23 protein-coding genes are annotated in these 24,586 nt (G+C 66.2%); 13 read left to right on the top strand and 10 right to left on the bottom strand.

Translation table 11 applies throughout. The annotated features are described in order from the left end of the window. Positions 1–5: 5 nt before the first annotated feature. Genes BN2156_RS19110 through BN2156_RS19120 form a run of 3 tightly spaced genes read right to left on the bottom strand, consistent with a single transcriptional unit; the run spans position 6 to position 3,675 of the window. Positions 6–1,691 carry a nitric oxide reductase activation protein NorD gene (locus BN2156_RS19110; RefSeq protein WP_090516549.1) on the bottom strand — a complete coding sequence of 562 codons (1,686 nt, stop codon included), beginning with the start codon at positions 1,689–1,691 and terminating at the stop codon, positions 6–8. Continuing rightward, positions 1,688–2,509: a CbbQ/NirQ/NorQ/GpvN family protein gene (locus tag BN2156_RS19115; RefSeq protein ID WP_090516550.1), complete on the bottom strand. Its 822-nt coding sequence runs from the start codon at positions 2,507–2,509 to the stop codon at positions 1,688–1,690. Before BN2156_RS19115 ends, BN2156_RS19110 begins: the two co-directional genes overlap by 4 nt. Beyond that, positions 2,506–3,675 (bottom strand): spirocyclase AveC family protein, encoded by a 1,170-nt coding sequence (locus BN2156_RS19120; protein WP_090516551.1) that lies wholly within the window; start codon positions 3,673–3,675, stop codon positions 2,506–2,508. The genes BN2156_RS19115 and BN2156_RS19120 overlap by 4 nt, the downstream gene beginning before the upstream one ends. A 124-nt stretch (positions 3,676–3,799) precedes the next feature. Here BN2156_RS19120 and BN2156_RS19125 point away from each other — a divergent pair, with 124 nt between their 5' ends. After that, the gene (locus BN2156_RS19125; protein WP_090516552.1) at positions 3,800–4,402 is read left to right on the top strand and encodes a TetR/AcrR family transcriptional regulator; all 603 of its coding nucleotides are present in this window, start codon (positions 3,800–3,802) and stop codon (positions 4,400–4,402) included. On the opposite strand, the gene BN2156_RS19130 is transcribed toward BN2156_RS19125, so the two are convergent. Together BN2156_RS19130 and BN2156_RS19135 are read right to left on the bottom strand one after the other, a co-directional pair. After that, positions 4,399–5,553, bottom strand: a complete 1,155-nt coding sequence (locus tag BN2156_RS19130; protein ID WP_090516553.1) for an amidohydrolase family protein — start codon at positions 5,551–5,553, stop codon at positions 4,399–4,401. The two genes, BN2156_RS19125 and BN2156_RS19130, sit on opposite strands and share 4 nt — an antisense overlap. Positions 5,554–5,563: 10 nt before the next feature. After that, entirely contained in the window at positions 5,564–7,024 is a 1,461-nt protein-coding gene (locus BN2156_RS19135; protein WP_090516554.1) for an aldehyde dehydrogenase, read from the bottom strand. Positions 7,025–7,168: 144 nt separating this feature from the next. Here BN2156_RS19135 and BN2156_RS19140 point away from each other — a divergent pair, with 144 nt between their 5' ends. The 4 genes from BN2156_RS19140 to BN2156_RS19155 are packed head-to-tail and all read left to right on the top strand — an operon-like array spanning position 7,169 to position 10,517. Then, positions 7,169–8,434 (top strand): aromatic ring-hydroxylating oxygenase subunit alpha, encoded by a 1,266-nt coding sequence (locus tag BN2156_RS19140; RefSeq protein ID WP_090516555.1) that lies wholly within the window; start codon positions 7,169–7,171, stop codon positions 8,432–8,434. 5 nt (positions 8,435–8,439) lie between these two features. Then, positions 8,440–8,769: a hypothetical protein gene (locus BN2156_RS19145; RefSeq protein WP_090517493.1), complete on the top strand. Its 330-nt coding sequence runs from the start codon at positions 8,440–8,442 to the stop codon at positions 8,767–8,769. Continuing rightward, on the top strand, positions 8,766–10,043 hold the full coding sequence (locus BN2156_RS19150) for a metal-dependent hydrolase family protein (RefSeq protein ID WP_090516556.1): 1,278 nt from the start codon (positions 8,766–8,768) through the stop codon (positions 10,041–10,043). Before BN2156_RS19145 ends, BN2156_RS19150 begins: the two co-directional genes overlap by 4 nt. Positions 10,044–10,064: 21 nt before the next feature. Further along, entirely contained in the window at positions 10,065–10,517 is a 453-nt protein-coding gene (locus BN2156_RS19155) for a MarR family winged helix-turn-helix transcriptional regulator (protein ID WP_090516557.1), read from the top strand. Positions 10,518–10,544: 27 nt separating this feature from the next. Here BN2156_RS19155 and BN2156_RS19160 read toward each other — a convergent pair whose 3' ends face one another. Continuing rightward, positions 10,545–11,642 carry a fatty acid desaturase family protein gene (locus BN2156_RS19160; RefSeq protein ID WP_090516558.1) on the bottom strand — a complete coding sequence of 366 codons (1,098 nt, stop codon included), beginning with the start codon at positions 11,640–11,642 and terminating at the stop codon, positions 10,545–10,547. Between the two features lie 236 nt (positions 11,643–11,878). Here BN2156_RS19160 and BN2156_RS19165 point away from each other — a divergent pair, with 236 nt between their 5' ends. From BN2156_RS19165 to BN2156_RS19190, 6 genes are read left to right on the top strand one after another with little or no spacing between them, the layout of a single operon-like run. Beyond that, positions 11,879–12,940 carry a ferredoxin--NADP reductase gene (locus BN2156_RS19165; RefSeq protein ID WP_090516559.1) on the top strand — a complete coding sequence of 354 codons (1,062 nt, stop codon included), beginning with the start codon at positions 11,879–11,881 and terminating at the stop codon, positions 12,938–12,940. Further along, positions 12,937–13,680, top strand: coding sequence for an SDR family NAD(P)-dependent oxidoreductase (locus BN2156_RS19170; RefSeq protein ID WP_090516560.1), 744 nt, complete (start codon positions 12,937–12,939; stop codon positions 13,678–13,680). The genes BN2156_RS19165 and BN2156_RS19170 overlap by 4 nt, the downstream gene beginning before the upstream one ends. 54 nt (positions 13,681–13,734) lie before the next feature. Continuing rightward, entirely contained in the window at positions 13,735–15,006 is a 1,272-nt protein-coding gene (locus tag BN2156_RS19175) for an aromatic ring-hydroxylating oxygenase subunit alpha (protein ID WP_090517494.1), read from the top strand. Further along, complete coding sequence (locus BN2156_RS19180; RefSeq protein WP_090516561.1) at positions 15,003–15,338, top strand: hypothetical protein; 336 nt, start codon at positions 15,003–15,005, stop codon at positions 15,336–15,338. The genes BN2156_RS19175 and BN2156_RS19180 overlap by 4 nt, the downstream gene beginning before the upstream one ends. Before the next feature lie 28 nt (positions 15,339–15,366). Next, a complete protein-coding gene (locus BN2156_RS19185) occupies positions 15,367–16,212 on the top strand; it encodes a TauD/TfdA dioxygenase family protein (RefSeq protein ID WP_090516562.1) in 846 nt (281 codons plus the stop codon). Between the two features lie 59 nt (positions 16,213–16,271). Then, on the top strand, positions 16,272–17,090 hold the full coding sequence (locus BN2156_RS19190) for a maleylpyruvate isomerase family mycothiol-dependent enzyme (RefSeq protein WP_090516563.1): 819 nt from the start codon (positions 16,272–16,274) through the stop codon (positions 17,088–17,090). A 10-nt stretch (positions 17,091–17,100) separates the two neighbouring features. On the opposite strand, the gene BN2156_RS19195 is transcribed toward BN2156_RS19190, so the two are convergent. Together BN2156_RS19195 and BN2156_RS19200 are read right to left on the bottom strand one after the other, a co-directional pair. Further along, positions 17,101–18,024: an NADP-dependent oxidoreductase gene (locus BN2156_RS19195; RefSeq protein ID WP_210436672.1), complete on the bottom strand. Its 924-nt coding sequence runs from the start codon at positions 18,022–18,024 to the stop codon at positions 17,101–17,103. A 22-nt stretch (positions 18,025–18,046) separates the two neighbouring features. After that, positions 18,047–18,460 carry a cupin domain-containing protein gene (locus tag BN2156_RS19200; RefSeq protein ID WP_162490890.1) on the bottom strand — a complete coding sequence of 138 codons (414 nt, stop codon included), beginning with the start codon at positions 18,458–18,460 and terminating at the stop codon, positions 18,047–18,049. Positions 18,461–18,569: 109 nt separating this feature from the next. On the opposite strand from BN2156_RS19200, the gene BN2156_RS19205 reads away from it, so the two are divergent. Continuing rightward, positions 18,570–19,466: a LysR family transcriptional regulator gene (locus BN2156_RS19205; RefSeq protein ID WP_090516564.1), complete on the top strand. Its 897-nt coding sequence runs from the start codon at positions 18,570–18,572 to the stop codon at positions 19,464–19,466. A 153-nt stretch (positions 19,467–19,619) separates the two neighbouring features. On the opposite strand, the gene BN2156_RS19210 is transcribed toward BN2156_RS19205, so the two are convergent. Further along, positions 19,620–21,038 carry a WS/DGAT/MGAT family O-acyltransferase gene (locus tag BN2156_RS19210; protein ID WP_090516565.1) on the bottom strand — a complete coding sequence of 473 codons (1,419 nt, stop codon included), beginning with the start codon at positions 21,036–21,038 and terminating at the stop codon, positions 19,620–19,622. Between the two features lie 30 nt (positions 21,039–21,068). Further along, complete coding sequence (locus BN2156_RS19215; RefSeq protein WP_162490891.1) at positions 21,069–22,292, bottom strand: alpha/beta hydrolase; 1,224 nt, start codon at positions 22,290–22,292, stop codon at positions 21,069–21,071. 123 nt (positions 22,293–22,415) lie between these two features. Here BN2156_RS19215 and BN2156_RS19220 point away from each other — a divergent pair, with 123 nt between their 5' ends. Then, positions 22,416–24,578, top strand: a complete 2,163-nt coding sequence (locus BN2156_RS19220) for an acyl-CoA dehydrogenase family protein (RefSeq protein WP_090516566.1) — start codon at positions 22,416–22,418, stop codon at positions 24,576–24,578. Positions 24,579–24,586 lie beyond the last annotated feature (8 nt).

A 24,586-nucleotide genomic window follows, 5' to 3' on the forward strand; every position in this document is an offset into this window, starting at 1 on the left:
ACGGTTCACCGCGGCTTCGGAGCGGCCAGCTCGGCCAGCGCGGACTGGAACAGCTCATCCATCCGCGGGCTCAGCTCGGACAGCGTCGCGGCGCCGGCGTGACTGGCCGGTCCGAAGACGCGGTCGAGTGCGTCGGCATCACCGTCGGTACCGATCGACAGACACAGGCACGCCACGCCGTCTGCGCGCAACTCTTCGAGCGCCTTGGCGGTGTCGGCCTGGGCGTACCGACCTTCATAGCCGTCGTCGTACGGGTAGCCGTCGGAGAGCACGATCAACAGCCGATGTGGCGTTCCCGCTTGGGTTTTGAGGATCTCACCGGCGCCGCGGATTCCGGCGCCCAGGCGGGTATAGCCGAACGGCTGCAGCTGGCTGAGCCGGGCCCGTTCGCGAGCGCCGAAGCCCTGCCCGAAGGTCTTGACGGCGAGCAGGTGCACCGCGCGGCGGCCCTGTGAACGAAAGCCGTAGACAGCCACCCGATCACCGAGTTCCTCGAGCGTCACCGCCAGCGTCGCCGCCGCGCGGCGTTGGTGATCGTGGACGGCAAGGCCTTCGCCGTCGGCGTCGGTCGCCGACCCCGATGCGTCGACGAGGATGAGCACACCGAGGTTACGCGCGAGCCGGCGGCGCTCGGTGTACACATGCTCGGGCGGGGAATGACCTGAGCGCAAATCGACGGACAGGCCGATCACGGCCTCGATGTCCACGTCGTCACCATCGGCACGGGCACGCAACACTTTGGGCCCGAGTCCGACTCGTGCCAGCCTGCGACGCAGCACCGCATCGCGCGCCACCCGAACGGTGGAGACGTCCGCCGGGGCGGTGATCGGATAATCGATCACGCGGCACCAGTTCTCCCGATACCGCCTGCCGAAGGCGTCCCATTCCGGATACAGGGCGCCGCCGACCGTGAGCGCCGCACCGGGCCTGTCAGCATCGACGAAGCGAATCGGGGTCGGCATCGGCCGCGCGTTCACCCCGACGCGCGAGGTCCGTCGTATCGAGCCCACCCCCACCTCGCCGCCGGCGCCCTCGCTTCCGGTGGAGTGCGAGCTGCCGAAGAGGGTGCGCAAGAATTTCACGGGAGCCTGCATACCGATGGGAGCCTCGAACAGTTTGAGGATCCAACTCTTCTCTGCCGGTCCGGCGTCGTCATCGTCCTCATCCATTTCGGACGGGTCGGTGTACGCGACGTTCATCCCGACGTCGGCATCGGCCGCCGGTGAACCCGGTTCGCCGCGAGCGCGGATCAGTTTGGACGGTTTGATCGTGCCGAACCAATCCGGCGGCGCATCGAGTTCGGTTCTCCCCAACGCGATCTGCAACGATTCCTCGCAACTGGCCGACTGCGTCGCCGAGGCGGGGGCGACCGATGCCGCCAGGGCGATCCGCGGGCCGAGTTCGGCCAGGACACGATGGCCTTCGAGCCCCAGATAGCGGCGCGCAAGCGAGGGCCGAGCCCGCAGCCGCTTGATGTACTGACCGTCGAGGCTCCCGGCTCCGAGGAGTGCGCTCTGGACAAGTACCTCGCGACGCTGCCGATCCCGGTCGGCATTCGCCGAAACGAAGACGACCCGCCCGTCGGTGTACGCGGGCTCGTCCGCGGGCCCCACGGCCACGTCGACCGGGCGCCCGGCGAGGAAACCGGCCAGCAGACAGAAGTGGTGCGGTTCCGGGAGGCCGGTGCTCACGGCCGCGGCAGGACTGCGTCGACGAGTTCTCCGAGGCTTCGGATGATGTCGGGATCGTCCGACAGTACCTCCACCACGGCGGACTGCACAGCGTCGCGCAGGCTGAGTCCCTCGGCTACGAGACCGCCGGCGAGAATCAGCATGCGCGTCGAGGCCACCTCGCTCAGTGCGGAGCCGTCGAGACGGCGGATTGCGTTTCCGAGGGCGACCAGCGATCCAGCGGTAGCCGAATCGATTCGCGCCTCCCAAGCGACGATCTCGGTCTCGATCTCGGCAGTCGGGAAGTCCAGACTGATCGCGACGAACCGCTGACGGGTCGAATCTTTGAGACTCTTCAGGATGCTTTGGTAGCCGGGGTTGTATGAGATCACCAATTGAAAGCCGGGCGCCGCGGGCAAACTGGTGCCCAGCCGGTCGATGGGCAACTCACGCCGGTGGTCGGCGAGCGGATGGATGACCACCGTCGTGTCCTGACGTGCCTCCACGATCTCGTCGAGATAGCAGATGGCGCCCTCTCGCACCGCTCTGGTCAACGGGCCGTCCACCCAGACGGTTTCGCCGCCCTTGAGCAGGAAGCGTCCCACCAGATCAGCCGATGTCATGTCCTCGTGACCGGCGACCGTGATGAGCTCACGACCGAGTTCGTGCGCCATCGCCTCGACGAAACGAGTCTTTCCGCACCCGGTGGGCCCCTTGAGCAGCACCGGGGCGCCGCGACGGGCGGCCGCGTGGAAGGTCTCGACCTCCCGGCCCGCCGTCCGGTAGAACGGTGGCTGTGTGCCCGATTCGGTGACCGGCCGAAACTTACTGACCGTCATCGCTGTTCGCCCTGAATGATCGGCACGACGGGTGGGATGCTCACCCCATCCGGCAGCACGAGCTCACCGTCATGGTTGACGTACCCCGAACGATGGGTCGGTAACGGCAGATCAGGGTTCGGACATGGTCGGTCAGTTCCCTCGCCGCAGATGCCGGGGTTGAAGTACGAGCGCTTCTGCACGTCTTCGGGCCACGCATCGGCCTGCGTGCCGAGCCACGTGGCCGGAACGTTGTAGAAGAGGAAGAAGCACGCGCTGACACCGCCGAAGATCGCCAGGAATCGGACGAACTGTTGCTTGACGAAACCCCCTCGGAGTCGGTCGATTCCGCGTTCCACCACGGTATGCCCCCGGTCATCGGTGAAGAAGCGCAAGCAGCACAGCGCCGCCTGGACGCCGCCCCACATGAGGCCCTCGTAGATCGGCCACTGGTAGTAGGTGCCGGCGTTGAACGAGAGCGACTGGATGGCACCGGGATAGGAGTAGAACCCGATCGGCAGCATGACCAGCGCCTCCATCACGAAGTCGAAGACGAAGGCGATGCCATAGGTGACCAGGATCAGGCGCAGGTTGCTGATCCCGGGCCAGCGGTTCTTGATCTTGCGCATGAGCCAGCAGCCGACGATGGTGATCAGCAAGACACCGTAGGCGTAGCCGGGGATGTTGGTCAGCAGCGGCTCGGGCACGGTATGCCCCGGCTCTTCGTTGGCCACCCAGCCGGGAATGTAGGGCGCCCATGAACCCCGGTTGAACAGCCAGGCGTTGTACGTGCACCAGGTGCTGTAGTAGTTGAGCATCGGGTCCTGGAACATCATCAACCCCATCGACACCAGCAGCATGCCGTCGAGGGTGATTCGCCTCTCCCGCACCCAGGGCCTGATGATGAAGTACCACAAGGCAACTGGCAGGCCGACCCAGAGCACCACCGCGTTGGCCATCAGCGGGATCTTCATGTACAGCGGCGGCTCGCTCGGGCCGCCCGACACCGGCTCGAAATAGGGGCCGGTGACCCATCGGACGAACAGATACAGCGTCAGCGCGAGAACCAAACCGCCGACGGTGGCCCAGATCTTGAACGCGTTGGATGACGACGGGCCTTGCTTTTCGAGTGCAGCGATCCCGCTGACGTCCTCGGTGATGACGGGCTTCTTCGACAGATCACTCATGATCGGTTTCCCCTTGACGATCGTGGATGCAGTCGGCGGCGCGGAGCCGACCAACTGTGCAAAATATACTCACTGGTATCTGAGATTCCAATAGGTCACTCAGATTCTGTGGCAGAATTTGGCCATGGCGGAGCGCTGGACCCGGGAACGCAGACTTGAGCACACCCGCTCAGTGCTGCTCGATGCCGCTGAGGAGGTGTTCGCCGAGAAAGGTTTCGCACCAGCCACACTCGATGACATCGCCCGCGCCGCCGGTTACACCAAGGGAGCCATCTACAAGCACTTCGCCACCAAGGACGATCTCTTCCTCGCCGTCAGCGACAGATACTGGCGGCGGTATTTCGACAACTTCGCCGAGGTGATGTCCGGTGCGACCCAGGTCGGGCCGGCCGAGCTCGACGAGGTTGCCAAACGCTGGCGCGAGCTGAGCCGTGACCGGGGTGCCGACCACGCCGCGCTCGGCCACGAATTCACGCTCTACCTGCGCCGCAATCCCGATGCCCGGGAGCGGGTGGCGGCCAAGCGCGCCGAAGTCGTCGAGGCGCTGGGCAAGTTCATCGCCTCCGGGATGGAGCGCTGGGGAGCAACCTTGCGGATTCCGGCCTCGACCTTCGCCCAAGTACTCATCGCCACCAGCGACGCCGTCGTGCTGGGCAGCGAGCTCGACGACGTCGACCTCTACCGGCCGATCGTCGACATGTATGTGTCGGCGATCAAGCTGCCCTAGAAGACCCGGACCTGTCCCTCGAGCACCGGCACCGTGTCGGGCAGCTTGTAGGTCGCAATCCCGTTGCGGAACATCACGTTTTCCCGCGCGTGCTCGGGTAGGTGCTTGACCAGCCAGCGGGGGTCGTCGAAGGTCCAGTGCGGGTAGTCGCTGGAGAACAGCAGGATCTTGTCGCACTCCATCCACTCGAAGGCGCGCGACAGTTCGGTCTTGTCCTCGGGGTAGTCCAGCGGCTGGGTGGTGAACTTGATGTGGTCCTTGACGTACTCACTCGGCTTGCGCTTGATGTCCATCCAGCTCTTGCGCTTCTCGTAGATGGCATCCATGCGCCACATCAGCGGCAGGATCCAGGTGAAGGCGTGCTCGACGAACACGATGCGCAGCGTCGGGAAGCGGTCGAAGACGCCGTCGAAGATCAGGCTCATCACCTGGTTGGCCGCCAGCAGTGAGTAGGTGACCATGAAATCGTGGTTGTAGCTGGGTAATCCGACCGGCGGTAGCGGCAGCTCGTCGTATTCACCGCGGGACAGGTGGCAGCTCACGGTGATGTCGTGCTTGGTGGCCGCGGCCCAGATCGGGTCGTACTTCGGGTCGCCCCACGACGGCCGCGGCTCGGCCTTGATCAGGATCTGCGCCATGTAGGGATGCCCGGCCCACCGTTCGATCTCCCGCGCCCCGAGCTCCGGCGCCTCGACGGCCAGGCAGATGGAACCGCGCCACCGCTCATGCCAGTTGTTGTGACTGTCCAGCCAGTGGTTGGCCTGCCAGTCGTTGAGCGCGCAGTTCATTGCGTGATTGGCCTCGGGAATGTGAGCCGAGTACGCCGCGGGCTCCAGGATCGCGATGTCGGCGCCGGCCTCCATGATCAGTTGCCGGAAGGCCAGATCCGGGTCGCTGCCAGCGAATTCACCGTCGGCGGGAAAGGTGTCGGTGCGCATCGCGTAGGCGTGCGCGTAGTCGGGCGCGTCGTAATAGATCAGCTCCCCGACATCGTGGGTCCCGAAATACCTGCTGCGCCACGGCTCCGGGATGTACTCCCCCAGCACGCCGCGGCGGGGCACGGGGTGCACATCGGAATCGACGCAGCGCACCGCGATGCGTTCGGCGGCGGGCTTTCGCTCGGCCGACGTGGTCGACACTGTTGCGGTCATGTTCGTCCCCTCAACGTGCGGTTGCGACGGCGATGGACTTTGTCTCGAGATAGCCCTCAAGGCCTTCGCGGCCGAGTTCCCGGCCGTATCCGCTGTCCTTGATGCCGCCGAACGGTGCGAACGGATCCATTGTGTACCCCTGGTTTACCCCGAAAGTGCCGGTTTGTACACGTTCGGCGACGCGGACGCCGCGGTCGGCGTCGGCCGTCCACACCGAGCCGGCCAAGCCGTAGTCGGAGTCGTTGGCGATCGCGACCGCTTCGTCCTCGTCCCGATACCCGATCACGGTGAGCACGGGGCCGAAGATCTCCTCGCGCGCTATCCGCATCGAATTGTTCGCGCTGGTGAACAGCGTGGGCGGCACATACCAGCCGGTGTCGAGACCGTCGGGCACATCGGACCCCCCGCACGCCAGCCGGGCGCCCTCACGTCGCCCGAGGTCGATGTAGTCGCGGACGCGTTGCTGCTGCCGCCGCGAGACGAGCGGCCCCAGCTCCGTGGCGGGATCGGCGGGATCACCGACGACGAGTGCGGTCATCCGGGCGGCCAGGGCTTCGACGAACTCCTGCTCGCGCGCCGCGGGAACCAGGATGCGGGTCAGCGCATTGCAGATCTGGCCGCTGTTGGACAGGCTGGCCGAGCAGACGCCGGCGGCAACGGTTTCGGGGTCGGCTTCATCGAGGACGATGGCTGCCGACTTACCGCCGAGCTCGAGGCTCACCTTGGTCAGATTGGCCGCGGCCGCGGCGGCGACGGCGCGGCCCGCCGAACTGGAGCCGGTGAACGAGACCTTGTCGACGCCGGGATGGCCCACCAGGTGGGCACCGACGCCCGCGTCTCCCGGTACCACCGTGACAACGCCGTCCGGTAGACCGACCTCCTTGAGCATGTCTGCCAAAAGCAGGGCATCCAAAGGGGATTCAGGTGCCGGCTTGAGCACCACCGCACATCCGGCGAGCAGAGCGGGCACCAGCTTGGCGATGATCAGGAACTGCGGCATGTTCCAGGGCACGACGGCCGCAACGACGCCCACCGGCTCCTTGCGTATGTGGACGTCGGATCCGAAGAAGCCGGGCCGGGCTTCGCGCCACGGGTACGCCTCGGCGAGGTCGCAGAACGCCGGCATCATCATCACCGGAAGTCCGACCTGTGCGCGCTGGGCAAAACTGATCGGCGCACCCATCTCGGCCGAGATCAGTTGAGCCATCTCGCCGCGTCGCTGCGCATAGAGATCGGCCAGGCGGCGCACCACGGCGATCCGTTCCGCCGGATCCAGACGTGGCCAGGGCCCCTGGTCGATGGCCGCGCGGGCGGCGGCCACCGCCGCGTCGACATCGGCCGGCCGGCTCGCCACCACGCGGGCGATGGGATGTCCCGTATGCGGCGAGATCACCTCGATCGTGTCGCCGGGATCGCCGTCCAACGACCAGTCGGCCTCTACTCCGAGGTACTCGCCAAGATGCTGATCCATTCGGATCCTTCCGCCTCAGTTCCCCCACAGTATCAACTACTTGTCATTGAGGGAACCGCCGTCTACCGTCGAGCCTGAGGCCCTGGTCGGCGTCCGCAGCCCATGTCGGAATCGCCGGTCGAATCACATCGCAGAGGAGCGGGCATGGCTCGGTTTCCCAAGCCGGCTGAAGGCAGCTGGACTCAGCACTACCCGGAGCTGGGCACCGGCCCGGTGTCGTACGAGGACTGCATCAGCCCCGAGATCTATGAACTGGAGCGCAAGGCGATCTTCAAACGCGCCTGGCTGAATGTCGGACGCGTTGAACAGCTTTCACGCAAGGGCAGTTACTTCACCCGGGAGATGAAGGCAGCCAACACCTCGATCATCGTGGTGCGCGCCAAGTCCGGCGAGGTCAAGGCCTTCCACAACGTCTGCCGCCACCGCGGCAACAAGCTGGTGTGGGATGACATGCCGCTGGAGGAGACCAGCGGGGTGTGCCGGCAGTTCACCTGCAAGTACCACGCCTGGCGTTACGACCTGGACGGTGAGCTGACCTTCGTCCAGCAGGAAGGCGAATTCTTCGACCTCGACAAGAGCCGCTACGGCCTGGTCCCGGTGCACTGCGACGTGTGGGAAGGGTTCATCTTCGTCAACTTCGCCAAGACTCCCGAGCAGTCCCTGCGTGAATTCCTTGGCCCGATGATCACCGATCTGGAGGGCTATCCGTTCGACAAGATGACTTCGCGGTTCACGTATCGCTCTGAGGTGAAGGCGAATTGGAAGCTCTACATGGACGCTTTCCAGGAGTTCTACCACGCCCCGATCCTGCACGCGAACCAATCGCCGACCGCTTACTCGAAGGCCGCCGCGGAGGCCGGCTTCGAAGCACCGCACTACCGCCTTGAGGGTCCGCACCGGCTGGTCAGCACCTCAGGTGTGCGGGCCTGGGAGATGGCCGACGAAATGCGCAAGCCCATCGAAGACATCTGCCAGAGCGGGCTTTTCGGGCCATGGGACAAACCGGATCTCGGTGAGATGCCGGCCGGGCTCAACCCGGCCAAGTGTGATCCGTGGGGGCTGGACTCGTTCCAGCTGTTCCCCAACTTCGTCATGTTGTTCTGGGGCCAGGGCTGGTATCTGACCTATCACTACTGGCCGACGTCGTTCAACACGCACACCTTCGAATGCACGCTGTACTTCCCACAGCCGCGCACACCGCGCGAGCGGTTGGCCCAGGAACTGGCCGCGGTCTCCTTCAAGGAGTACGGCCTGCAGGACGCCAACACCCTGGAGGCGACCCAGAGCTCGATCGAGACCCGCGTGGTCGACGAGTTCCTGCTCTGCGATCAGGAGATCCTGCTCCGCCACCTGCACAAGGAGACGGCGGCATGGATCGAGGACTACCAGCGCAAGACCGCAGGAGTGTGAAATCGATGAGCGCCAAACTGCCGGCCGAATTCGCCGACCTCGAACAGTTTTCAGACTGGTGCCTGTCCAGTGAGCCGCAGCGCTACGGCAAGCGGATGGACAGCACCATGACCGAGATGCAGGCGTTCTATGACGCGATCACGCCGCGAGCCGAGGAAGCGATCAGCTTCTGCGACAAGTTCAGCCTCGACGACCTGCCCGAGGATGTGCTCAACCTGATGCACCTGCTGTATTCGATGGTGACGGTGTCGTTCCCGGTGGAGTGCTGGAAACAGCCACGGGTCCCGGATTCCGGTGCGACTTCGCTGGACTGCGTCGCCGAGCCGGTGCCGTGACGCAGGCTGAAACCGGGACGACGGTTCTGCGCGCCGCCCGCTGGGTGGACGCGGCCGCCGGGCAGGTCCGTTCTCCGGCGGTCGTGGTCGTCGAGGGCAACCGCATCGCGGCGATCAATCCGGGAGGCCCACTGCCCGATTCGGCCACGATCATCGACCTGGGCGATGTCACCCTGCTGCCCGGGCTGATGGACATGGAACTCAACCTGCTCATCGGCGGGCCGGGCAATCCCGGCGGGCTGCCCACCCCGATGCACGGTGTACAGGACGATCCGGCCTACCGGACGCTGCGTGGTGCGGTGAACGCCCGCACCACGCTAGACGCCGGGTTCACCACCGTGCGCAACCTGGGCCTGATGGTCAAAACCGGCGGCTATCTCCTCGACGTCGCACTGCAGCGGGCCATCGACCAGGGCTGGCATCAAGGGCCGCGCATCTATCCGGCCGGCCACGCCGTCACCCCGTACGGCGGGCACCTCGATCCCACCGTGTTCCAGCGACTGGCCCCGGGCATCATGCCGCTGTCGGTGGCCGAGGGTATCGCCAACGGGGTACCGGACGTCATCGCGTGTGTGCGCTACCAGATCCGCCACGGCGCCAAGCTGATCAAGGTGTCGGCCTCGGGCGGCGTGATGTCGCACAGCACCGCACCGGGTGCCCAGCAGTACTCCGACGCCGAGTTCGCCGCGATCGCCGACGAGGCCCACCGGGCCGGTGTCAAGGTCGCCGCGCACGCCGTGGGGGACACCGCTATCCAGGCGTGCATCCGCGCCGGCATCGACTGCATCGAACACGGATTCCTGGCGAGCGACGAGACGATTCAGATGATGGTCGACCACGGCACGTTCCTGGTGTCCACCACCTATCTGACCGATGCGATGGCGATCGACCGAATCGCACCCGAGTTGCGCAAGAAGGCGCTCGACGTGTTCCCACGGGCGAAATCGATGCTGCCCAAGGCGATTGCCGCCGGAGTTCGGATCGCCTGCGGCACCGACGCCCCGGCGATCCCGCACGGCGAGAACGCCAAGGAGTTGTGCGCGCTCGTCGAACGCGGCATGACCCCGATGCAGGCGTTGCAGGCCGCGACGACGGTGTCCGCGGACCTGGTCGATGCCGCCGACGAACTGGGACAGCTGGCGCCGGGATACCTGGCCGACGTCATCGCCGTCGCGGGTGATCCCGGCGTGGACATCGCGACCACCCTCGATGTCCGGTTCGTGATGAAGGACGGAAACATCGTCAAACACGCGGGTGCGCTAGCGTCGAGGTGACGCGTGTGGCAGGAGACGAGGATGGATCTGACCGAGAACACCTTGTGGTGGCTCAAACAGGCCTTCTACTTCTCGCTCACCGAGGTCAACGAGTCGGTGAAAGAACATGGGGTCACCACCGCCCAGATCGGTGTCCTGCGCCAGTTGAGCAACCAACCGGGCCTCTCCGGTGCGGAGTTGGCCCGTCGGCTGCTGATCACCCCGCAAGGTGTACAGCTCGCGCTCACCGCGCTGGAAAAGCGCGGCCTGATCGAACGCAAGCAGGACCCCCAGCATGGGCGCATCCTGCAGGTCTTCCTGACCGACGAAGGCCGGGCGGTGGCCTCGGCCGTTGTCGCCGACGCGGTCGCCGCCCATGAGCGGGTGTTCGGCGTACTCAGCGACGAGGAGCAGGAGCAGCTGAAGACCCTCCTGCGTCGGGTGATCGAACAGGGCACCGGCCACACACCGCACTCCGACCACATCGACCCGTAGATCTTCGTCTCCGGACAGGGCGAACGCCTAATTGCGGCGGCGCCGGCCGATGCTCAGCATCCAGTCGGGAAACGCCAACCCGTGGATGATCCGTTGCGTCCGGAAATACTGGCGCGGAAGCGATGCGGTGTTGTAGGGCAGGTCGTACTTCTCGCACAGTTCCCGGACGCGAACGCTGATCTGCGGTAGGCGGTTGCTCGGCAGGTCGGGGAACAGGTGGTGCTCGATCTGATAGCACAGGTGACCGCCCGAGACCGCCAGCAGCGGGCCCGCGTTGAAGTTTGCGGTCCCGACCATTTGCCGGAGATACCATTCGCCTTTGGTCTCGTCCTTGACCACCGCCGGGTCGAAAGTCTCGGTGCCGTCGGGAATGTGCCCGCAGATGATGTTCACGTACACCCACAGGTTCCGGAGCACATTCGCGGTGATGTTGGCTGCCAGAGTCCGACGCCACCGGCGCAGGCTCAGGGCGGGCAGGAACACATAGTCCTTGGCGAGCTGCCGCACGATCTTGTCGCGGAAGTTCCGCTTCTCCACGGCGAGGCCGTCTGGCGTCTCGTGCCGGAGACGCTCGGAGTGCAGGCCATGCAGAGCGATGCCCCACTCGAACATCGCGGCCAGCACCAGGTTTCGCACCGGAGTCGCGAGATGGACCCAGCGCCACGGTTGGTCGGTGGTGACCCGGTGCAGGCGGTAACCGATGTCCTCGTCCATGCCGAGGACATTGCTGTACACGTGATGCCGGTAGTTGTGCGAGTATCGCCACTGCGCGGACTGCCCGACCATGTCCCACTCCCAGGTAGTGGAGTGGATTTCGGGGTCGTTCATCCAGTCCCACTGGCCATGGGAGATGTTGTGGCCGAGTTCCATGTTCTCGATGGACTTCGCATATGCCAGCGCGCACGTTCCCACCAACCAACCGGTCTTCGACCGACTGCCGGCGATCATCAGGCGCGCCGCGACATCGACCGCGCGCTGGAAATGGATCACCCGCCGGATGTAGGCCGCGTCCTTCGCCCCGAGCGATTCCTCGATGTCTCGGCGGATCACGTCGAGTTCATAGGCGATCTCTTCGACGTCTGCGCTGCTGAGATGCAAGTAGGTGGAGACATCGGCGATCGCCATCAAGGGTGTCCTCGGGTGGGTGCAACGTTGGAGCGGTGCAATCCGGGCCACCGCGAGGGCCAGAGCGCAGCCTAGAGGCTGGGACTTGACGACAGCTAATCGAGCCCGCCCACCAGGCGAAATGCCGGCGCTGTCGTATCGTCTGCGCGGCTTTACCGGAGTTGGCCATGCCCCCACGCCGCCGCGCGTATCTACCACTTGAGATTAATGACAAGTACTTGATATTGTCGGAAGCGATGGAGACGTCGACGACACCCCTGGATCGCTCGGCCCGCGCGACGGACGCCGACGGGTTCACGCCCGCGCAGGTGAAACGGGTGATCCGGGAAACCACCGACGCGGTGTCACTGGTGCTCGACGTACCGGATCAAGCCAGAGACCGATTCCATTATCTGGCAGGGCAATTCGTCACCATTCGGGTAGATCTCGGCGGTGCGCAGCATCGCCGCTGCTATTCGATGTCCTCGTCCCCCGCCGTCGAAACCGATTTGCGGATCACCGTCAAACGCGATCGGGACGGCCTGGTCTCCAACTGGATCAACGACGCGGTCGGCATCGGCGATGAACTGCACATCGCACCGCCCGAAGGGCGCTTCGTCCTGACCGGCGCCACCCGCGACGTCGTCACCTTCGCCGGCGGCAGCGGCATCACCCCGGTGTTCTCATTGGTGCACTCGACGCTGGCAGCCACCGCCCACAAGGCCCGGTTGTTCTACGCCAACCGCAACCTCGAATCGGTGATCTTCCGGGATGCCCTGGCCGAGCTCGCCGATATCCACCCCGGGCGCTTCGAGGTGCACCACCATCTCGACGACCGCGACGGGATCGTCTCACCGCAACGGATCGCCGACTTCATCGCCGGCGGAAACCTCACCGGCACCGACTACTACATCTGCGGTCCCACACCGTTCATGGACACCGTCGAACGAGTGCTGCTCGACGCCGGGGTTCCCAAGCAGCAGATGCATCTGGAGCGCTTCACCGTCGCGGCGATCCCGCCTCCCGACCCGGCCGAACCCACGGTCACCGAAGAGGTGACCATCGAACTCGACCGCCGGACCGTCACAGTGCCCTACCGGGCCGGCAACACGCTGCTGCAGACCGCACGGCTGGCCGGCCTGAAGGCCCCGTCGTCGTGCGAAACCGGCTCCTGCGGAACATGTATGGCGCAGGTGGTCGAGGGCCGCGCACGAATGCTGAACAACGACGCCCTCGATGACGACGAGGTCGCCGAGGGCTGGGTGGTGACCTGCCAGGCGCTGCCCACCAGTCGCACAGTAAAGGTGGTGTACGAATGAGCAGGGTGGCCGTGGTGACCGGTGGCGCATCGGGCATGGGCGAGGCGACGTGTCACGAGCTCGGGCGGCGTGGCCACCGGGTCGCCGTGCTCGACGTGAATGCCGATGCCGCGCAACGCGTCACAGACGATCTGCGGTCGGCCGGCGTCACCGCCTTCGCGGTGGGAGCCGACATCACCGATCGCGCAGCGGTGGAGGAGGCCTTCGGCAAGGTCCGCAGCGAGCTCGGACCGGTCGGCATCCTGGTGACCAGCGCGGGAATGTTCGGGTACGCGTCGTTCGCCGAGATCACCGAACAATCCTGGGCACAGATGCTCGAGGTGAACCTGAGCGGGACGTTCCGGTGCGCTCAGGTGGCCCTGCCGGACATGGTCGATGCCGGCTGGGGCCGCATCGTGATGATCTCCTCTTCCAGCGCCCAGCGCGGCACGCCGTTCGCGGCTCATTACGCCGCCTCCAAAGGCGCGCTGTTGACCTTGACCAAATCACTGGCCCGCGAGTACGCCGCGCACGGCATCACGGTCAACAACATCCCCCCATCGGGTATCGAGACCCCGATGCAGCACCAGTCGCAGGCGGCAGGTTACCTGCCGTCCAATGAGACGATCGCTGCCAACATCCCCCTCGGTCGCCTCGGCACGGGAGCCGATATCGCTGCCGCCGTGGGATTCCTGTGCTCCGAGGAGGCCGGTTTCATCACCGGACAAACGCTCGGTGTCAACGGCGGCGCCGTGATGTAGCGATGAACAGCCACCCGATAAGCCCCAAAACGCACTAGTCGCATGGAGGTTCGCATGGCAACCAAGTGGCCCAAGCCGGCTGAGGGCTCCTGGACCCAGCACTACCCCGATCTGGGCACCGGCCCGATCCCGTTCCAGGACTCCATCTCCGCCGAGTTCTACGCCATGGAACGGGAGGCGATCTTCAAGCGGGCCTGGCTCAACATCAGCCGGATCGAGGAGACGCCCGAGGCCGGTAGTTTCATCACCCGCCAGATCGAGGCCGCCGATGCGTCGCTGCTGCTGGTGAAAACCCACGACGGCGACATCCGCGCCTTTCACAATCTGTGCCGTAGGCGTGGGCACCCGGTGGTGTCAACAGACTTCCGGGCGACCGAATTGCGCAACACCGGCGGCGAATTGGAATGTCGGCACTGCGGGTGGCGGTACGGCCTCGACGGGCGGCTGCTCTCGCGGCCCGACGAGGACAGCTTCATCGGCCTGGACGCCGCCGACTACGGCCTGGTCCCGGTGCACTGCGACGTCTGGGCCGGTTTCGTGTTCGTCAACTTCGACCGCGAGCCGGCCCAAACCCTCCGCGACTTCCTCGGCCCCATGGTCACCGCACTCGACGACTACCCCTTCGGCAAACTCACCGAGCGATACGACTGGGTCGCGCACAACAACAGCAACTGGAAGATCTTCGCCGACGCCTTCCAGGAGTACTACCACGTGCCGTCGCTGCACACCCAGCAAGTGCCGCCGGAGGTCCGGGATCCCAACGCCGGCTTCACCTGTGGGCACTTTCAGCTCGACGGCCCGCACCGACTGGTCTCGACGGCCGGTACCCGGCGCTGGCTGCTGGCACCGGAGTACATGTACCCGATCGAGCGGGCCACCCAGAGCGGGCTGGTGGGCCCGTGGCGCACTCCGGACATCGGCGAACTGCCGGCGGGGCTCAACCCCGGCAACATCGAACCGTGGGGTATCAGCAACTTCCAGATCTTCCCCAACCTGGAGATCCTGATCTACGGCGGCTGGTACCTGCTGTATCGCTACTGGCCGACCTCGCACAACACCCACCGGTTCGAGGCGTTCACCTATTTCCATCCGGCCCGCACCGTGCGTGAGCGCATCGAACACGAGGTGGCCGCGGTGGTACTCAAAGAGTTCGCCCTGCAGGACGCCGGCATGCTGGGCGGAACCCAGGCCGCGCTCGAGTACGACGTCATCGACGACTTCCCGCTCAACGATCAGGAGATCCTGGTACGCCACCTGCACAAGATGGCGGTCGACTGGGTCGAGGACTACCAGCGTGAACGCACACCGGCGGGAGCATCGCGATGACGTCGCCCCGACTGCCCAGCGCCTTCGCCGAGCTGGAGCCCTATGCCGAGACCTGGTGTCTGCCAACAGAGACCGAGCGGTGGGAGCGTCGCCTCGCCAGCACCATGCCTGAAATGCACGAGTTCTACGACGCTTTCTTCCCACGGCTCGAAGAGGCCATCGAGTACTGCGACAAGTTCCCGATCGACGACGTGCCCGACGATGCGCTCAACCTGTTGCACCTGATCTATTCGCTGATCATGGTCGCGATGTCGGTGGAGATCATGCACCAACCCGCCCCGACCGACTCCGCCGACGCCGTCATGATCCGCACCGGAGAACCACGGCCGTGATTGCCACCGATCCAGAGAGGACACACGGATGAGTGTGCTGACCATCAACAAGCTGACGACCTCGGTGGGGGCCGAGGTGGTCGGCGTCGACCCGGAACTCCTGGGCGCCGACGACAGCCTGGGTACCGCAATCCTGGACGCGCTGGAAGACAACGGTGTCCTGGTCTTCCACGGCCTGCACCTGAATCCCGAAGCCCAGGTGGCCTTCTGCCAACGTCTCGGCGAGATCGACCGCTCTGCTGACGGCCATCACCCCGTCTCCGGTATCTACCCGATCACCCTTGACCGGACGAAGAACAAGGCCGCCGAATACCTCAAGGCCACCTTCGACTGGCACATCGACGGCTGCACCCCCATGCACGACGAATGCCCGCAGAAGGCGACCGTGCTGTCCGCGGTCGAGGTCGCCGCCAGCGGTGGGGAAACGGAGTTCGCCAACGCGTATGCGGCGTACGACTCGCTCACCGAGGCCGAGAAGCAGCGCTACGGCTCGCTGCGGGTGGTGCATTCCCTGGAGGCGTCACAGCGTCGGGTCTACCCCGACCCGACGCCGGAACAACGGCAACGGTGGGCTGCACGCCCGACCCACGAGAATCCGCTGGTATGGACGCACCGCAGTGGGCGAAAGTCATTGGTGCTGGGCGCCTCCGCGGATTACATCGTCGGGATGGATCGCGACGAAGGACGCGCACTGCTGGCAGAGCTCCTCGACCATGCCACCACGCCGGACAAGGTGTACCGGCACAAGTGGTCCGTCGGCGACACCGTGATCTGGGACAACCAGGGTGTCCTGCACCGGGCCGCGCCATATGAACCCAACTCACCGCGACACATGCTGCGCACCACCGTGCTCGGTGACGAACCGATCCAATAGGAGTCCGCACCGCGAATTTTCGATACCGGGGTTAGGTGTTCACCCGTTAGCTTGGCGTCATGATCCGACTCGATGTCCGCCAGTGGTTTCCGGTGGAACGACTGGCCCTGCTGTCCATGCTGGAAAGCCTGCAGCCGACGGACTGGGCCAGGCCCACGGTGTGCCCCGGGTGGACGGTGCACGACATCGTGGCGCACATACTCAACGACTACCTGCGGCGCCTGTCGGGCAGCCGCGACGGGTACGGCGGTGCGGTGTTCGCCGATGACGAAACGCTGCCGGCCTACCTGGCCCGGGTCAACGACGAGTTCGTCCGGGCGATGCGTCAGTGCAGCCCAGCCACCATGATCGACCTGCTGTCCCACCTGGGGCCGCAACTGGACGCGGTGTGGGCGGACATCGACTTGGACGGGCCGGCGCACCTCAACGTTTCCTGGGCCGGGGCTGCGACGAGCCCGGCCTGGCTCGACATCGCGCGGGACTACACCGAGTACTGGGTGCATCAACAACAGATTCGCGATGCGGTGTCCGCCCCGGGCGCTGACGAACCCCGCCTGCTCAATCCGGTTCTGGTCGCGTTCCTGCATGCGGTGCCCTTCGCGTTGCGCGAGCATCCGCGGCCGGCCGGCACGGCGGTCGGGTTCGACATCACCGGTCCGGCCGGCGGACACTGGGCACTGATCTCAGACGGCTCGCGGTGGGACCTGGTTGCCGGATCGGTACCCGATCCGGCAGCGGCGGTGCGAATGGATCAGGACACGCTGTGGCGACTGGCCAGCCGCGGGATCTCTGCGGAGCAGGGACGCCAACGTGCCGAATTGCATGGCGACAGCCAACTTGCCGAAGCCGCGGCATCGCTACTCGCCGTGGTTCTCTGACATCGGCCCGTCAGCCGCCGTCGACGACCCGGATGATCGTCTTGCCCGCGGCCCGCTTCCCCGGGTCGAATGCCGACACCGCATCCGCCAGCGGGGTCACCGCTCCGACGGACGGCCGCAGTCGCCCCTTGCGAAGTCTGCGCTCCAGCATGACGAGCTGTGACCGGTCGGGCTCGACGACGAAAAAGACCGCGCGAGCGTCTGCCGGCTGAATTCGCGGCGGTTCCGCGATGGTGACCAAGGTCCCGCCCGGCCGCACCACCTGTGCTGAGCGATCCAGGATCTCACCGCCGAGGACATCGAAGACCAGGTCGACCTGGCCGACGGCCTCGGGCCAGCCTTGCTCGAGTGCCACGAAAACGTCGGCGCCCAGATCGAGCGCGGTATCGCGCTGCGCCGCACGACCGGTACCGATCACCCGGGCTCCGCATGCGCGTGCCAGCTGCACCGCGATCGATCCGACGGCGCCGGCCACACCGTGGATCAGCACCGTCTGCCCCGCGGAGAGCCGTCCGTGAACGAAGAATCCCTGCCAGGCCGTCAAGCCCGAGATCGGAAGCGCCGCTGCGACAACATGATCGACATCGGCCGACAACGGGGCAAGATTGCGCGCCTCGACCGCGACATACTCGGCGAGCGTGCCGTCACGAGCCCAGTCGGTGATCCCGAACACCCGCTGTCCGATCGTCAGGCCCGTTGTGCCGTAGCCGAGTTCGACGACGGTTCCGGAGACTTCGTGACCCGGTACGGCCGGCGTGCGGTCCCGGCCGGCCCGGTCGGTCCACGTTCCCGGCCAGTCGAGTTCGCCAGGCGTGAACGACGCCGCGTGTACCCGCACGACGACGTCGTTTTCGGCCGCGTGCGGGTACGGCACCTCGGACAGTGACAGTCCGGCGAAGCCCGCCGCCCGGTCACCGGTGATCACTGCTTGCACGGTTGTCTCCTCGTTTCTGGGTTCAACGACTCGTGGTTTGACGTGCGCTCGGGTGACGCAGATGATCGCGGGCCTTGATCTCCTCGGGGTCCAGCATGGTGATCATGTCGACGCCCGGCGCACAGATGCAGACCGCAAGGAACACGCTGCGGTTGTGCTGGTCCAGGTTCGCGACCTGGTAATGGACCACATCCCCACCGGGCTCCCAAAAGGCTTCGCCTGCGACAATTTTCCGCGGAGCTTCGCCTTCCAGTTCGAACAGGATCGAACCCTCCAGGACGTAGCCGAAAACGGGCCCGGAATGGCGGTGCGGTTGCACTCCCTCGTCGGCCGGCGGGATCTCGACGATCTGTGTCATCGCGTGCGCGCCTTCGGGAATCCTCGGCGGGGTGACGCACAGAAGATCGGTGACCGTGACGTTGCCTGCAGCCAGCATTGCTCATCCTTCGTTCAAATCGTTCGTCCTTCCATCAGACCAACGCAGCTCTATCAAGTCCAACGAACAATATTGATCTTCTCTATCGCGGAACGCGATACTGCAAACCATGGAACTTCGCCAGCTTGAGTACTTCATCGCGGTCGCCGGCGAGATGAGTTTCTCCCGGGCCGCGAACCAGACCCATGTGGTCCAGTCGGCCCTGTCGACGGCGGTCGCGAAGCTGGAGAAGGAGCTCGGAGTGGAGCTGTTCGACCGCTCCAAACATCAGATCAGAATCACGCCGGCGGGCGAGTTGTTCCGGGAGCACGCGCGTCAGGTGGTCCAGGCCGCCCGGCTGGCCAAGGATGCGGTGACCGCGTATCACGGGGAGCTCACGGGCACGGTCGATCTCGGGTCCCTGATCTCGTTCGGCACGCTCGACGTGCCGAAGGTGCTCGGCGACTTTCACCACGACTATCCATTCGTCCGAATCAGATTGCGGCAGAGTCAAATTGGTTCTATCGCTTACCTCTCGGCGATCGCGGACGGGTCACTCGACCTGGCTCTCATATCAGCCCCCGACCGGTTCCCCGCCCGGGTGGACATGCGGCTGCTGTGTCAAGAGCCGATGGTGTTCGTCTGCCGTACCGATCATCGACTTGCGCGCCGCGAGGCAGTCGGTGTCACCGAGCTCTGCGATGAGGATCTGATCGGCTTCCCCTCCGAGTTCGGGCTCAGACGTCTCGTCGATGGCGCATTCACTGCCGCAGGAGTTTCGGCGCGGGTGTCCCATGAGGTGGCCCTCGAGTATGCGATCGCCGGGCGCCTCGTCCGACACGGCCTGGGCACCATCGTCATGCCGGCCAGTGAAGCGGCCCACTATCCAGACCTGCGTGCCATCGACATCCGACCGGCCATCGTGTGGGAGATCTACCTCGCTTCGGCAGAACGGTCGCGCCTCGGGCCCGCCAGCGCAAAGCTGGCGGAATTCCTGCTCGCGTCCGCCCCCTCCTCGGCGACCTGAATCAGGCGCCGCGCAGTGCGAGATCGGCGGCGCGGTGCGCGATCATCATGGTCCGCGAGGCCGTGAGCGTGCGGAAACTGTCACTGTTGCCCGGTGCGTCGGCGACAGACACGCACGCTCGCGGTGCGGGGGCTACCCCCTACCTACCCATTCCTACTGCGGCATCGCGGACTCGACGACGGTCAGCTTGTCGGAAAGCCCTGCCACCCTGCGGATCTCGCGAAACTCCTCGAGCATGCCGTCGGTGACTTCATGCGGATCGTCGACCGTGGCATCGTCGGAGAGCACCGAGATGTTGAGTTGATCGACATAGCTCCACACGGTGATGTTGAGCCCGCTGCCGGTCGTGATCGGCCCCACCGAATAGATCTCGGTGACCGTGGCCCCGCCGACCTTGCCGCGCTCCCGCGGACCCGGCACGTTCGAGATGTTGAGATTGAGCACCTTGTTCTGACCGTCTTGGTGGGACAGCCATTTGAACGCCGCCTCCACCGGGGCGGGCGGCATGTACGCGGCCCAGCGCGCGATCAGTTCCGGGCCGATGAGTTGATGACTTTCCTTGGCCAGCGCGGCCGCGTCATGAGCGCGACGCACCCGCTCGGCAGTGTCGGCGACGTCCACCGGCAGCGCCACCAGCACACCGCTGAACCGGTTCCCCGAGATGCGGTCCGGCGAGAAGTCGAAACTCATCGGCACCGAGGCCAGCAGCGGATGGTCGGCCTTGCCGTCGTATTTCAGCGACAACGCGCGCAGCGCTCCGGACGACATGGCCAGCACCAGGTCGTTGATCGTCACCCCGAGCGCCTTGCTGGTCTCCTTGACGTCGGCCAATGCCAGTGTGGCCGTGGCGAACCGGCGCTTCTCGTCGAGGATGTGGTTCATGAAGCTGGGCGGCGGGGTGAAGGGCCGGGTCAGCTCGGGCGACAGCTTGCGGCTGCTGCGCCGCACCCGGCCGAACCCCTTGGCCGTGTAGCGCACGGTCCCGGGCAACCGGCCGAGCTGGCGCATGTGGTCGGCGAATGCCGAGCGCACCAGTTCAGTCTTGCTGGGCGCGGGATCGGTGGCATACGAATCGTCGTCGCGATCCGGACCGTCGCGCAGATCCATGCCGCGGGCGAGCAGATTCGCCGAGGCGACCCCATCGGCGAGTGCGTGGTGGATCTTTCCGACCACCGCAATACGCCCGTTGGCCAGGCCTTCGACGAAGTACATCTCCCACAGCGGCCGGCTGCGGTCCAGCGGGGTGCTGCCGATCTCCCCGATGGCCTCGTCGAGTTCGCGGCGGCCCCCCGGCGCGCGCACCCGCCACGGCCGGACGTGGTACTCCAGGTCGACGTCGCAGTTCTCCCGCCACATCGGGTGGTGGAACTTGAACGGGATGTCGACGAGCTGATACCGGAACGGGTCCAGCTTGTGCAGCCGTCCGCGGATCACCTCCCGGAATTCGTCGATGCCGAACGTCCGATCCCCCATGTCTTCGAGCGCGATGACCGCGATCTTCAACGTGTGCATGTGCACATTCGGCGTCTCGGTGTACAGCAAGAACGCGTCCCACCCACTCAGCCGTTTCACGGCGTCCCTCCCCTGCGGTGGTGGAGGCGACTATATGACCGCTTTAGCCTGGTCAATCGCCCGGTTTCGGTGAATCTGCTTGAGGAACAAGCCAATTGCAGTGGCCATCGCCCCCGTTCGGGCACCATCGGTCATATCGAACGCGTGCCCCGCCCCCGGAAGTTCAATGTAGCCGACCACCGACCGCGACACGGCCTTGAGGCGGTCGACGAAACCGCGGGCCTGGGCCACCGGAATGACACTGTCGCCGGTGCCGTGAATGACGAGGAATGGCGGAGCGTCGGGATGGACCTGAGCGATCGGCGAGGCCTGCCGGTAGATCTCCGGGTGGCGATCCATCTTGCGGCCCACCACGATCCGTTCCAGGAAGTCGACGAAGCGGACCCGCTCCTCGGTCGACCGGTCCTCCCAGTCGTAGCGCCCGTAGATGCCGACCACGGCGTCGACCGAGGTGTCGGCCCCCTCTGGCAGATCTCCCTGCACGTCCGGGTCATTCGGCGTGAGGCCGGCGAGTGCGGCCAGGTGGCCACCGGCCGAGCAACCCGCGACTGCCACGAAATTACGGTCGCCACCGAACTTGTCGACGTTGGCCCGCGCCCAGGCGATCGCGGCTTTGACGTCGGTGATGTGCCGCGGCCAGCGGTGGTGCGGGGCAACGCGGTAATCGATCGACAGACACACCCAGCCCTGCCGGGCCAGATGCGACAACAGCGCATAGCCCTGCAGGATCCGGCCGCCGTGCACCCAGGCACCGCCGGGGACGAACAGCAGCACCGGCGCGGGCTCGGCGGGCAGGTGCTTGGGCCTCCACACATCGAGCAGTTGCGCCGGGTCGTCGCCGTAGCGCACCGAGGTGCGGTAGACGTCGCGCCGGTACGCCATGGTGTGCCAGAGGGGCGGCATGGCGTCCGGGGCCGGCCAGTCGACGGCCAGATCAGCGGATGAGACCACGCCGCGCAGTGCCTCCTGGGCAACCGTGGTGGTCTGCTCCCGCTCCGCCTTGCGAATCTCGCCGTTGTCCGGGGCGAGCAAGGATTTCGCCGAGGACGCGACGAAGTCGGGCAGGTGACGGAATCCCCATACGCTCATCGCGGTAAGGGCGCCGAAGGGTTCCAGATGCTTGCCCACGACTGGTAGCGAAGCCGATGCCACGCTGAGTGCCAGGATGTGGTCGGCCGGCGTGGCGCGCAGCAACCATCGGGCCCGATCGGCGAGCGTCGGTGCGGGGTACCGGTTATCCGGTCGTGCCGTCATTGCGCGAGCGTACCCCGCACGGGATTGACGGACGGGACAACTTCGCCGACTTGTTCAGCTGGCGCACAAATGTGACCTGGATCACGTCGACGGCCCGCTGAGTTCCCGTTAGCTTCGCTAACCATGACTAAGTCTGCGCTGGCCATCACTGAAGAGCATCAGGACCTCGCCGACTCGGCGCTCGGACAGTTGAACCGTCTCCACAGCCGCGCAGCCGCCCGCGCCACCCTGGAGAACCCCGGCGCTTATCCCGATGAGATCTGGTCCGCCGGCGCCGAACTCGGCTGGAACGGGCTGGCCATCTCCGAACAGTACGGCGGCTCCGGGTTCGGCCTGCCCGAACTGGCGGTGGTGGCCGAGGTCGCCGGCCGCGAACTGTGCCCGGGCCCGTTCCTGCCCACCGTCTCGGCGGCCGTGGTCATCGACCGCTACGCCCCGGATGCCGTGCGGGCCGAACTGCTCCCCGGACTCGCCGCGGGCACGACCGTCGCCGCCCTCGGGCTGGCCGGCTCGGTGCACATCGGCTCCGACGGCCTCCTCGGCGGGCAGGCACGCGCGGTGCTGGGCGCGCCCGACGCACATGTGCTCGTGCTGGCTGCCGGCGACGACATCGTCATCCTGGATGCCACCGCCGACGGGATCACCGTCACCGCACAGGATTCCCTCGATACCACCCGCAGCATCGGCGCGGTGGACCTGCGCGCGGCGGCCCTCGACGAGAGCCGGATCCTGCGTGGGGCAGCGCGGGCGGCCCGCACGGTGTTCCGCATCCTCGGCTCGGCGGAGGCGGTCGGCGTGTCCTGGGCCGCGCTCGACATGGCCGTCGAATACGCCAAGGTACGAGAGCAGTTCGGCCGCACCATCGGCACATTCCAGGCCGTCAAGCACCACGCGGCCAACATGCTCGTCGACGCCGAACAGACCACCGCCGCGGTGTGGGACGCCGCCCGCGCCGACAGTCTCGACGGCGCCTGGTTCGCCGCCGCGGTGGCCGCCGCACACGCCATCCGGGCCCAGATCTTCTGTGCGCAGAACAACGTTCAGCTCCATGGCGGCATCGCCTTCACCTGGGAGCACGACGCGCACCTGTACCTGCGCCGGGCCCGCACCCTGGCCGCGGTGCTCGGCGACGGTGCCGATCCGCTGATCGACGTGGTCGACGGACAACGCACCGGTCAGGCGCACGGGGCGTCCTTCGCCCTGCCGGAGGAGGCCGAGCAGTACCGGCAGGATGCCCAGGCCGCGGCAGCGGCCGTAAGGTCCCTGCCCGAGGACCAGCGCCGCGATTACCTGGTGGACTCCGGCTACCTGGTGCCGCACTGGCCCAAGCCCTACGGCCGGGCGGCGAATGTGTTGGAACAATTGGTGATCGAGGAGGAGTTCGCCGGCATCGAGCGGGCGGACATGGGCATCACCGGCTGGGTGACCCTGACCATCGCCCAGGCCGGCACCGACGATCAGCGCGAACGCTGGGTGGAACCCGTGCTGCGCGGGCAGGTGATGTGGTGCCAGCTGTTCTCCGAGCCGGGCGCCGGTTCGGACGCGGCCGCCGTGCGTACCGCCGCCAAGAAGGTCGACGGCGGCTGGCGGGTCACCGGTCAGAAAGTGTGGACCAGCCTGGCTCAGCACTGCCAGTGGGGCCTGGCCACCGTGCGCACCGACCCCGACGCTCCCAAGCACGCCGGCGTCACCATGATGGCGATCGACATGAAAGCCCCTGGCGTGACGGTGAATCCGCTGCGCGGTCTGACCGGTGACGCACACTTCAACGAGGTGTTCTTCGACGACGTGTTCGTTCCGGACGCCGATGTGGTCGGCGATGTGAACAAGGGCTGGCTCGTCGCGCGCGCCACCCTCGGCAATGAACGCATCTCGATCGGTGGCGGCTCGGCGGCGCCGACCGGATTCGATGCCGACGAGTTGGTGGCCCTGATCGACTCCGATCCCGACGGTGCCCGCTATGTGCGCCGCGCCGGCGAGGTGATCGCCGTGGGCCACACGCTGCGGCTGCTGAACCTGCGGCGGATCAGCCGCGCGATCGCCGGTGCCGAACCCGGCCCCGAGGGCAATGTCACCAAGTTGCTGGTCGCCGAGCATTCCCAGCACCTGACCGAATTGGGCATGGATCTGGTCGGATCGGCCGGGGTCACCGGGCAGACGCCGAAGCTCACCCGCGCCTACCTCGGGAACCGGGCCATGACGATCGCCGGGGGAACCTCGGAGATCACCCGCAACACCATCGCCGAGCGCATCCTGGGCCTGCCCCGCGACCCGCTCTTGAAGTAGCCCGGCGG

It is taken from the genome of Mycolicibacterium neworleansense, from assembly GCF_001245615.1.
Lineage (GTDB): Bacteria > Actinomycetota > Actinomycetes > Mycobacteriales > Mycobacteriaceae > Mycobacterium > Mycobacterium neworleansense.